This is a genomic window from Bacteroides intestinalis DSM 17393 (assembly GCF_000172175.1).
GTDB lineage: Bacteria > Bacteroidota > Bacteroidia > Bacteroidales > Bacteroidaceae > Bacteroides > Bacteroides intestinalis.
Genome location: NZ_ABJL02000002.1, coordinates 57,380 through 68,249, shown reverse-complemented (window position 1 = coordinate 68,249; position 10,870 = coordinate 57,380). Strand labels below are relative to the sequence as shown.

Genomic DNA, 10,870 nt, shown 5'->3' with positions numbered 1-10,870 from the left:
TTACCGTGAAAAGAAACAGCCGTACCCTCGTTAGGTGAAAGTGATTCACCTGCTGGGGTACGGCTGTTCGTTTGTAAGATGTGGTTGCCCATCCGTTGTATGCCGGACGACAGTAGCCTTGCTACCAGTTGTATTCTTCTACATAGCTATCGAAATACTCTTCCTGTTGTAAGCCCAACTTCCTGGCCAGTGCCATCACTTTTTGTTGTTCGGCAGGCGAGAGTAAAGTTTCTCCTTTCCGTTTCTGATAATATCGTCTGATTCCCCAGTTGCCAATCAGCCCGTAGCGGAATGTTCCTGACGCACTGACAGCCAATGCTTCCGTGGTGCGGACAAAACCTTTGGCATAGCGCACTTTTTGGTTGGAACGGTAATATTCGCATTTCCCTGCCATGGCTTCAATTGTTTTCGGGTTCAGTGTAGGCGGAAAAGTAACGCTTGCCGGTGTATGAGTGTATGCAATCCGGCGTAGGCAAGTGTCGGCATGAGGGCAATCTGCTGCTGCGCACAGACCAAAGTTATGGGGAACTTTTGAATAATCGAATGATTCTTTTTCCATTCTGTTTTCTTTTAATTAGTAATCATCATGCAAAGGTACGATATTAATTTCTTTCCTTCTTCTCTTTTTTGTACCTTTGCTCCGCTAAAAGAATAATGAATGATAGTTTGTATTGCCGAAAAGCCCTCTGTGGCGCGTGACATAGCTGATGTATTAGGAGCGAAAGATAGAAGAGACGGCTATATCGAAGGAAACGGATACCAGGTGACCTGGACATTCGGTCACCTCTGTACACTCAAGGAACCGCACGAATATACCCCGAACTGGAAATCATGGAGCTTGGGAAGCTTGCCCATGATACCACCGCGTTTCGGAATAAAACTGATCAGTAACCCTACTTATGAAAAGCAATTCCATACGATAGAGACTCTTATGCAGAAAGCCGACATGATCATAAACTGTGGTGATGCCGGGCAGGAAGGAGAGTTAATTCAGCGTTGGGTGATGCAGAAAGCCGGTGCACGTTGTCCGGTAAAGCGTTTGTGGATTTCATCCTTGACGGAAGAAGCCATTCGGGAGGGTTTTGCCAAATTGAAAGATCAGAAAGAGTTCCAACCGCTTTATGAGGCAGGATTAAGTCGCGCAATAGGCGACTGGTTATTGGGAATGAATGCCACACGTCTTTATACTATGAAGTATGGGCAGAATAAGCAGGTACTTTCTATTGGTCGTGTGCAGACACCTACATTGGCACTGATTGTAAACCGACAGTTGGAAATAGAGAACTTTGTGCCCAAGCAATATTGGGAATTGAAGACAGTGTATCGGGATACGACATTCTCTGCTATCATCAGGAAGAGCGAAGAAGAATTGGTTCTGGAAGCTGAAAAGAACAAGGAGGCAATTGCTGCCGGGAAGAAACCCAAAAAGGAAGAAGAGAATAGAGGTATTGATCCTATTGCCAACCAGGAACAGGGTATGGCACTGCTGGAACAGATCAGGAATTCTCCTTTTATGATTACGGATGTAACCAAGAAGGAAGGAAAAGAAGCTCCCCCCCGTTTGTTTGACTTGACTTCCTTACAGGTGGAATGTAATAAGAAGTTTGCTTATTCTGCCGATGAGACATTGAAAATCATCCAGTCATTATATGAAAAGAAAGTGGCTACCTATCCTCGTGTAGATACCACCTTTCTGAGTGATGACATTTATCCGAAATGTCCGGGTATCTTGAAGGGTTTGCGTGATTATGCAACATTTACAACACCTTTGGATGGGACCACTTTATTGAAGTCAAAGAAGGTATTCGATAATTCAAAGGTAACAGATCACCATGCCATTATTCCTACCGGGCAATATTCGCAGAACCTGACAGACATGGAGCGCCGTGTATTCGACTTGATAGCCCGTCGATTCATAGCTGTATTCTATCCCGATTGTAGGTTCGCTACTACTACCGTACTGGGCGTAGTGGAAGAAATAGAATTCAAGACTACCGGAAAACAGATTTTGGAACCTGGTTGGAGAGTTATATTCGGAACTCCGGGTGCACAGTCACAGGAAGAAAAAGATCCGGGAGATGAAGAAAATGTATTGCCGGCTTTTGTGAAAGGTGAAAGTGGTCCTCATGTACCCGATTTATATGAGAAATGGACACAACCTCCCCGTCCTTATACTGAAGCTACTTTACTGCGTGCTATGGAAACAGCGGGTAAGTTGGTGGATAACGATGAATTGAGGGATGCATTGAAAGAGAATGGAATCGGTCGTCCGTCTACGCGTGCCGCTATTATTGAGACTTTATTTAAACGTAATTATATCCGCAAAGAGAAGAAGAACCTGATAGCTACACCTACAGGAGTCGAGCTTATCCAGATTATCCATGAAGAGTTATTGAAATCTGCCGAACTAACGGGTATTTGGGAAAAGAAACTTCGTGAGATTGAGAAAAAGACCTATGATGCTGCACAATTTCTTGAGGAATTGAAACAGATGGTTTCTGAGGTTGTGATGAGTGTGCTTTCAGATAATAGCAATCGTCATATTACTATTGTGCAGGCGGTGGAGGAAGTATCCGGTGGTAGTAAGAAGCGGGGTGGAAAGGCGGTAAAAGAGAAAGATGCTGCCAAGCCTAAACGCCAAAGTAAACCGCGCAAGAAGGTTGTGGAAACAAATGCTGCTGGCACTTCTCAAATACAATCTATTGAGGGACAAACTTGCCCATTGTGTGGCAAAGGAACCATAATCAAGGGGAAAACGGCTTATGGTTGCTCGGAGTGGAAGAACGGATGTACTTTCCGTAAACCATTTGAATAAATGATGGTCATACAATAATCAGTCGACTTTTCAGTTTATATGAATGATAACTTGTGAGGCATGAAATTATATAAACTGTTTTTATTTTTTCTTTGTGCTATCTTATTTCTCACTTCCTGTGGAGTGGGGCGGAGTCTGCGTCAGGCAGAACAAAGTTATGCCCGTGGAGAATACTTTGATGCTGCACGCCATTACAAAACGGCCTATACCCGTACTCCTCCCAAAGATCGTTCGCAACGAGGTGTGCTTGCCTATAAACAAGGTGACTGCTACCGCCGTATCAATTACACGTTGAAGGCTAAAGCTGCCTATATGAATGCCGTCCGTTATCGCCATCCGGATACTCTTTCTCATTTTTATCTGGCGGAGATGCTTCGTAAGAATGGCGAATATGCTGCTGCCATACCTTATTATGAGAATTATCTTGCTTATGCACAGAACCAGTCTGATATAAAAGGGCGTAAAGATTCCTTGGCGCATATAGGAATTGCTTCTTGTCTGCTGGCACAGGAGTGGAAAAAAAATCCTACCCGTCATATTGTAAAGCGTATCCCTATTCTTGTTTCCCGCCGTAGTGATTATTCTCCCATGTATGTGGGTAATGATCCTGATATCCTATATTTAACTTCTACCCGTAACGAGGCCAAAGGTGCCGATCTGAATGGTATTACCGGCATGAAAAGTGCTGATATATTCCACTCCAAGCGAAATGAAAAGAAGCAATGGCAAAAGCCTGAACCGCTTGCTTCGGAAGTAAACAGTGAATTCGAAGAAGGGGCTTGTTCTTTTTCGGCAGATGGTAAAACGATGTATTTCACTCGTTGCCGGACATTGCCCAATGCACCGGCTTATGCAGAGATATATGTTTCTCAACGTGCCGGGGCAGAGTGGGGGAGTCCTCAGAAGTGCGCAATCTTGAATGATACCCTTTCTTCTGTTGCCCACCCTGCATTATCTCCTGCAGGTGATTATCTATATTTCGTATCTGATATGCCAGGTGGACAGGGCGGACTGGATTTATGGCGTATCAACGTGACTCGTGATGGTTTCGGTTATGTCGATAACCTGGGGCCTGAAATTAATACTTCCGGTGATGAAATGTTTCCCTCTTTTGCACCGGATGGTACCCTGTATTTCTCTTCCACCGGACATCCCGGCATGGGTGGTCTGGATATCTTTCGTGCTGTGCCGGATAGCCTGACGGGGCGTTGGCATATTGAGAATATGAAATCTCCGGTAAATTCACAAAGTGATGATTTTGGTATGACGTTCGAGCCGGGTGCGCCCAATCGGGGTTTTTTCTCTTCTAACCGGGGAGATGCCCGTGGCTGGGATCACATTTACAGTTTTGAGCTTCCGGAGGTACATCATATCTTGAAAGGATTGGTTTATGATAAAGAGGGGGATGTACTTTCTGATGCGCTGGTTACTTTGGTGGGAGAGGATGGTACTTATATGAAGATCAATGTGAAGAAGGATGGAACTTTTACTCAGGAACTTACACCAGGATGCCGTTATGCCTTGCTTGCTTCTTGTCGTGGTTATCTGAATGACAAAGAGGAGTTGATGACGGAAGATGTTAATGAGGATCGCCATTATGAACTTGAGTTTCCTTTATCTTCCATTACCCGTCCTGTACTGATAGAGAATATCTTTTATGAGTTTGACCGGGCTGACCTGACTCCGGAATCTACAGTAGCCTTGGATGAGTTGATACAATTGCTAAATGATAATCCGAATGTTACTATCGAACTCTCCGCACATTGTGATTATAAAGGGAATGATGATTATAATCTCCGTCTTTCGCAGCGTCGTGCAGAATCTGTAGTACGCTATTTAATTAAAGGAGGCATTGATTCGGAACGTCTCACGCCGAAAGGGTATGGAGAGCAACAGCCTAAAACAGTCACTAATTTCACTCTGAAATCTGCACCTTTCCTGAAGGTGGGAGATGTATTGACAGAAGAGTTTATAAAAAATCTCCCACTGGAACAGCAGGAGATTTGTAATGCTATTAATCGTCGCACGGAATTTAAAGTCTTGCGAACGACATATCAATGAGTTACAAGCTACGAGTTACAAGTGCTATGCAGAACGATAGCGCAGCACTTGTAGCTCGTAGCTTGTAACTAATACCTTAAATGGAATTCAACGACTGCTTCGATTCCTTTTCGGAAAATATCCAATGGAAAGTTCTCATTCGGTGAATGGATAGCATTTGATTCCAGTCCGAATCCCATAAGTACAGTCTTGATTCCAAGTACTTGCTCGAATGTGGAGATGATAGGAATACTTCCTCCCCGGCGTACTGCAAGTGGTTTCTTTCCGAATGCTTTTTCAAAACCTTTCTCGGCAGCCTGATAGGCTGGAAGGCTAATTGGGCATACATAGCCCTGTCCTCCATGCATGGGTGTCACTTTTACCTGTACGGTATCCGGAGCGATGCTTAGGATATAATCTGCAAACATTTGGGAAATCTTGTGATGATCCTGATGGGGAACCAGGCGACAAGAAACTTTGGCTGTAGCTTTTGAGGGAAGCACAGTCTTGGAACCTTCGCCGGTATATCCGCCCCAAATGCCACAAACGTCGAAAGAGGGACGGCAACTGTTACGCTCCAGAGTGCTGTATCCTTTTTCTCCGGATAGCTCTTTTACGCCAATGGCTGCCTTATATTTTTCTTCATCGAAAGGAATATGGGTGATCATGTCACGTTCCGCCTGTGGAACTTCTTCTACATCATCGTAGAAACCGGGCACTGTGATACGTCCATCGGCATCTACTACTTTGGCAATCATTCCACATAATACATTAATGGGATTGGCAACGGCACCTCCGAAATGTCCAGAGTGTAAGTCACGGTTAGGGCCGGTTACTTCAATTTCCCAGTATGCCAGTCCGCGAAGACCAGTAGTCAGTGAGGGCAGGTCGGCACCCAACATACTGGTATCCGATACCAGAATAATATCTGCTTTTAATAATTCTTTATGCTCCTCACAGAAAGCTTCCAGACTGGGTGAACCGATTTCTTCTTCACCCTCAAAGATGAATTTGACATTGTTCTTAAGCATGCCATGTTTCACCAGATATTCGAATGCCTTTACTTGTATAAATGATTGTCCTTTGTCGTCATCGGCACCACGGGCCCAAATGTGCCCATCGCGGATTTCCGGTTCAAAGGGGTTGCTTTTCCATAGCTCCAACGGTTCTGCCGGCATTACATCATAATGTGCATATACCAAAACTGTCTTTGCTGCCGGGTCTACTATCTTTTGCCCGAAAACAATCGGATTGCCTTTCGATGGCATTACCAGTGCTTCGTCTGCACCTGCTTCAAGCAATAGTTGTGCCCAGCGCTCTGCACAAGCCAACATGTCGTCATGATGTTCAGGTTTTGCACTGATACTTGGGATACGGATGAGGCTGAACAAGTCTTCCAGCATCTTCGATTCATTCTCTGAGATGTATTTCTGTATTTCGTTCATAAATATATATATATGATAAGGTGATAGGGTGATAAAATGATAAGATGATAGGGTGATGTCACTTTATCATCCTATCACTTTACCACTTTATCATTCTTATAACTGTGTAGTACGGTCAATCAGATAAAAATCCAGTATTGTCAAGGCAGCCATAGCTTCTACTATAGGCACTGCGCGTGGCAAAACGCATGGATCATGACGACCGCGGGCTTTCAATGTTGTATCTACGCCATCTATATTGACTGTATGTTGCTCCATCAATACAGTAGCTACCGGTTTAAAGGCAACCCGGAAGAAGATGTCCTGTCCGTTACTTATACCGCCTTGGATACCACCGGAATGATTGGTTTTCGTTTCAATGCGTCCGCAGTTATTGAAGAATACATCATTCTGCTCTGAGCCTTTTTGTTTCAGACCTTTAAATCCGTCACCGTATTCAAATGCTTTAGCTGCATTGATGCTGAGCATACCGGAAGCAAGAGCTGCATGTAACTTACCGAATACGGGTTGGCCTAATCCGATGGGGCATCCTTTGATGACACAGGTCACTACGCCGCCAATGGTATCACCTTCTCCTTTGGTCTTGAAAATAAGTTCCTCCATTTCTTTTGCCTTTACCGGATCCGGACAGCGTACTGGATTCGTTTCTATTAAATCAAGATCATAAGCAGTATAATTCTCTTCCAGACGGATTGGTCCTACCTGCGAGGTATATGCTGTGATTTTTACACCCAGTTGACGGAGTGCCTGTTTGGCAAGGGCACCTGCCACTACGCGCGAAATGGTTTCGCGTGCTGATGAGCGACCGCCGCCACGATAATCACGGATGCCATATTTCACCTTATAAGTATAGTCAGCATGCGAAGGACGGTATACCTCCTTCATATTATCATAATCACTGGAATGCTGATTCTCATTCCACACAATGAATCCAATGGGACATCCTGTTGATTTGCCTTCAAAGATACCTGAAAGGAATTCTACTTTATCGCCTTCTTTCCGGGCCGTAGTAATAAGAGACTGTCCGGGACGACGACGGTCCAGTTCCGCTTGCACGAAATCCATGTCAATGCGGATGCCCGCGGGAAATCCATCTATGACGCCTCCGATGCCTTTACCATGTGACTCCCCAAAGCTGGTAAGGCGGAGAATGTTGCCGAATGAGTTGAACATAATCTTTTGCTTTAATGGTTTATGTATAAGGTTTATTCATGCCAAATCCTTTGAATAAAAGCTTTTGGTTGCATAAAGATAACAAATAGTTATGAATTTTTCTCATGAAGAGGGAGAAATATTATATTTTTTATGGAATGAGATGTTTTTATAGCTTCTTGAGAAAACACTTGCGGCTGCGTTGACCTTCACTTGCATAAGTGAGAGCTCACACTCCTACAAGTGTGAGCCTACGCAGCCACAAGTGTTTAATAGCGTTGTGAATTCACTTTATTGGCAAGTCGTTTTTTATAAAAGGTGATAATTAAAGTTTGGATGCTTAAAAAAGGAACAGCTCATCTTTAGAATAGACCTTGTGTAATATCTTTAAAAACTGTTATTTTGCACTTCGAAATCTTATTCAATTAAAAAGACATGACTACCCAGCGATGGGGAGCTATTATTTACTAAACAAGAAAAATATGAAGAAGAATTTATTTTATTTATTTGCATTGATCTGTTCAATGAGTTTGTTTACTGCTTGTAGCGATGATGACGATGAAGTAAGCCCGTGGACTGGAACTTATAAAATGGCAGATTATACAGCTACGGATTATACCTGGACAGAAAAAGAGGTAATGAAGAATTGGCCTGTAACAAGTGCATTGTACACAGATTGGCAATTTACTGGTGAGGATAATTACCCTAATTTAATTTCAGCTTTATTACGGTATCTTGGAGGTTCTATTTTGCCTCAAGCTTTGAATTCAATTACTTTAGATAAGAGTGGTAGTATTATAGCTGATTATGTTGCTAGTCCGGCAATAGCACTAGACCCCAATTCTATAATGTCTATCTTTTTTACAGGTGCTTTTCCTACTACAAGTGAGGTAAAAGCTAATTTTGCTACAAGTGGCTTTACTACTTCTCCTAAAGAGTTGGCATATTGGAGTGAGAGAAATGGAAAATTCACTGTAAAATTGAATATTCCTGCTATCTTGACTGCAGCTACTGGAGCTGATGCTAGCGGTATGGCTGATATTATTGATGAAGTGTTGAGTGGAGATCCAGCTACTGTTAAAGCATTACTAGGTGGACTTTTGAATGCTGATCTTAGTGGAATACAAGATGCTACTATTAGTCAGATATTGGGTTGGGCTAAAGATGGAATACCTATGAATATTAAGACTGCTGATAATGGTCATACTTATATTTATTTGGATAAGAGTGCCTTTGATAATCTTTTCACTCTTCGTGATACGGGGGAAACGGATAGCTGGGGAGATCCTGTATCAGTGAATGATTTAATATTGCTTTGGAATGCATTGGTAGAAGGTGGAATTGTGCCGGAGGAAGCACAAGCTGCTGGAATGTTTATTCAGATGATAGGTGGATATTGGGCAGTAACAACAAGTTTTAATTTAGGTTTGGACTTAATGAGATAATATCTTAGTGATAAATTATGGAGGAGCTGAATCTTTTGATTCAGCTCCTTTTTTGTTTTATAAGTAGTTCTTTTGAAATGAAAAAACAATTAGATACCTTTAATTGTTTTTTATAATTAAGAGCCTTCTGTTCTTATGTTATTCATATAGCACTTAAAATTTATATTAAAAATGGAACATTAAAACGTAGAACAGACCTTTTTTATATACTTTAAAAGCTGTTTCTTTGCACACTTAATTTTTATTAAAGTAAAATAGGACATTGTAACCTTCGATGAGAAGGCTTGTATTAACTAAACAAGATGATTTTATGAAGAAGAATTTATTTTATTTGTTTGCATTGATTTGTTCAATGAGTTTGTTCACTGCTTGTAGTGATGATGATGACCCTGTTTATCCGATTGAGGAAGAATTGGCAGGTACCTATAAAGGTACTTTAGATATTGAATTAGATGGGACTTCTATTGCAAATGGGATGCCAAAGAACATTACAATTGCAAAGGCTGGGAATAATATCGTTAGTTTGGAATTGAAGGATTTCAGTTTCATGGGAATGAACCTAACTATCAAATTGGAAAAATGCGTTCTGAAGCAAAATGGTACTTCTTATACATTTACAGGTAGTCAAGAACTGAATTTAAGTGACATTGGCAAGTGTAATGTAGACGTAGCTGGTACCATTAATAATGGAAAAGTAGAAGCAGATCTGAATATTGATGTATTACAATTAGGCCAGAAAGTTAAGGTTGTATATAAAGGTACTAAATTAACAGGGTCTGAAAGTTCAGAGGCAAAAATTACAGGGTTTACTATTGATAGTGAACTTGTGACAGAGCAACCTGTAATAGATGAAGCTACTGGCACTATTGCTTTTAAAGTAAGTGATACAGCTACTGATGATGATTTGAAAACTCTAAAACCTGTGTTTACAATATCTGAAAAGGCTACAGTTACTCCGGTTAGTGGTGTTGTACAAGATTTCTCAAATGGAAAAACCGTAACTTATACTGTTATTTCAGAAAATGGAACTATAAGTGAATATGTAGTTTCTGTGGCTGGACGTCAATCAGAGTTAAAGTTCTCGTTTGAGGAGTGGGAAACAATTGCAGGTTCTTTCTTAACCAATGAATACGTTACTCCACAACCTACAGATTTGTTGGCAACAAGTGCACCAGGAGCTGCTTTCCTTAAACTGTTTCAGATTACAGATTTGCCTGTATTCAAAACTGATGATAAGAAAGAAGGCGAATTTGCCATTGAATTGGTAACAATGGATACTAGCGCCAAAGTTAGTGCTTTAGTTCCTGCTATTACATCAGGTTCAGTGTTTACTGGAAAGTTTGTATTGAATACGGGCGATCGTATTGCTAGCTCTAAGTTTGGTATTGCTTATGATAAGCGACCCGTTTATTTCAGAGGATGGTATAAATATGCTCCGGGTGCGAAATATATTGATGGCTCTAAGGCTACCAAGCCGGAAGAAGTAATTGAAAAAACTGATATAGTTGATGAATGTGCTATTCAGGCAGTATTATATGAAGCTGTAGATGCTGATGGTCAAGAAGTAATTTTGACTGGTCATGATATTAATAGTTCTGATTATCGTGTGGCAACTGCTAAATTAGAAGATGGTACAGCGAAAGCAGAATATACCTACTTTGATATTCCTTTCACCTTTTTAACAGGTAAGGCGTATGAGACAAGCAAATCTTATAAATTGGCTATTGTTTGTTCTTCAAGTAAAGATGGTGATAGTTTCATGGGTGCTGGAGGTAGTACTTTGATTCTTGATGAATTAGAAGTTATTGGAGAATCAGTAGCGGCTGAATAATAAATATATCCCCTAAAATAAAAAAAGCTAGAAGTTTACTGAAGGCACTGAAATAGTCCATTCGTCTTCTTAATGACAAAATTTATCGGCACATATCCACTACCAGTCTTGGATATGTGCCGATTTTCTTGTATTTTTATCA

General features: G+C 41.5%; 7 protein-coding genes. 4 read left to right on the top strand and 3 right to left on the bottom strand.

Annotated features, from left to right (window positions below):
* Positions 1-121: 121 nt before the first annotated feature.
* On the bottom strand, positions 122-559 hold the full coding sequence (locus BACINT_RS01200; RefSeq protein ID WP_007659953.1) for a DUF6078 family protein: 438 nt from the start codon (positions 557-559) through the stop codon (positions 122-124).
* A gap of 99 nt (positions 560-658) precedes the next feature.
* Between BACINT_RS01200 and BACINT_RS01195 the strand changes: the two genes are divergently transcribed.
* Positions 659-2,815: a DNA topoisomerase 3 gene (locus BACINT_RS01195; protein ID WP_007659952.1), complete on the top strand. Its 2,157-nt coding sequence runs from the start codon at positions 659-661 to the stop codon at positions 2,813-2,815.
* Between the two features lie 60 nt (positions 2,816-2,875).
* Entirely contained in the window at positions 2,876-4,876 is a 2,001-nt protein-coding gene (gene porE, locus BACINT_RS01190) for a PorE family type IX secretion system protein (protein ID WP_007659951.1), read from the top strand.
* A gap of 68 nt (positions 4,877-4,944) precedes the next feature.
* Here the strand turns inward: porE and BACINT_RS01185 are convergent, their stop codons facing one another.
* Positions 4,945-6,300 carry a dipeptidase gene (locus BACINT_RS01185; protein WP_007659950.1) on the bottom strand — a complete coding sequence of 452 codons (1,356 nt, stop codon included), beginning with the start codon at positions 6,298-6,300 and terminating at the stop codon, positions 4,945-4,947.
* 96 nt (positions 6,301-6,396) lie between these two features.
* On the bottom strand, positions 6,397-7,473 hold the full coding sequence (gene aroC, locus BACINT_RS01180) for a chorismate synthase (RefSeq protein WP_007659949.1): 1,077 nt from the start codon (positions 7,471-7,473) through the stop codon (positions 6,397-6,399).
* A gap of 461 nt (positions 7,474-7,934) precedes the next feature.
* Here aroC and BACINT_RS01175 point away from each other — a divergent pair, with 461 nt between their 5' ends.
* Together BACINT_RS01175 and BACINT_RS01170 are read left to right on the top strand one after the other, a co-directional pair.
* Entirely contained in the window at positions 7,935-8,897 is a 963-nt protein-coding gene (locus BACINT_RS01175; RefSeq protein ID WP_052302164.1) for a DUF4925 domain-containing protein, read from the top strand.
* A gap of 310 nt (positions 8,898-9,207) precedes the next feature.
* Positions 9,208-10,728: a PCMD domain-containing protein gene (locus BACINT_RS01170; protein WP_044154590.1), complete on the top strand. Its 1,521-nt coding sequence runs from the start codon at positions 9,208-9,210 to the stop codon at positions 10,726-10,728.
* Positions 10,729-10,870 lie beyond the last annotated feature (142 nt).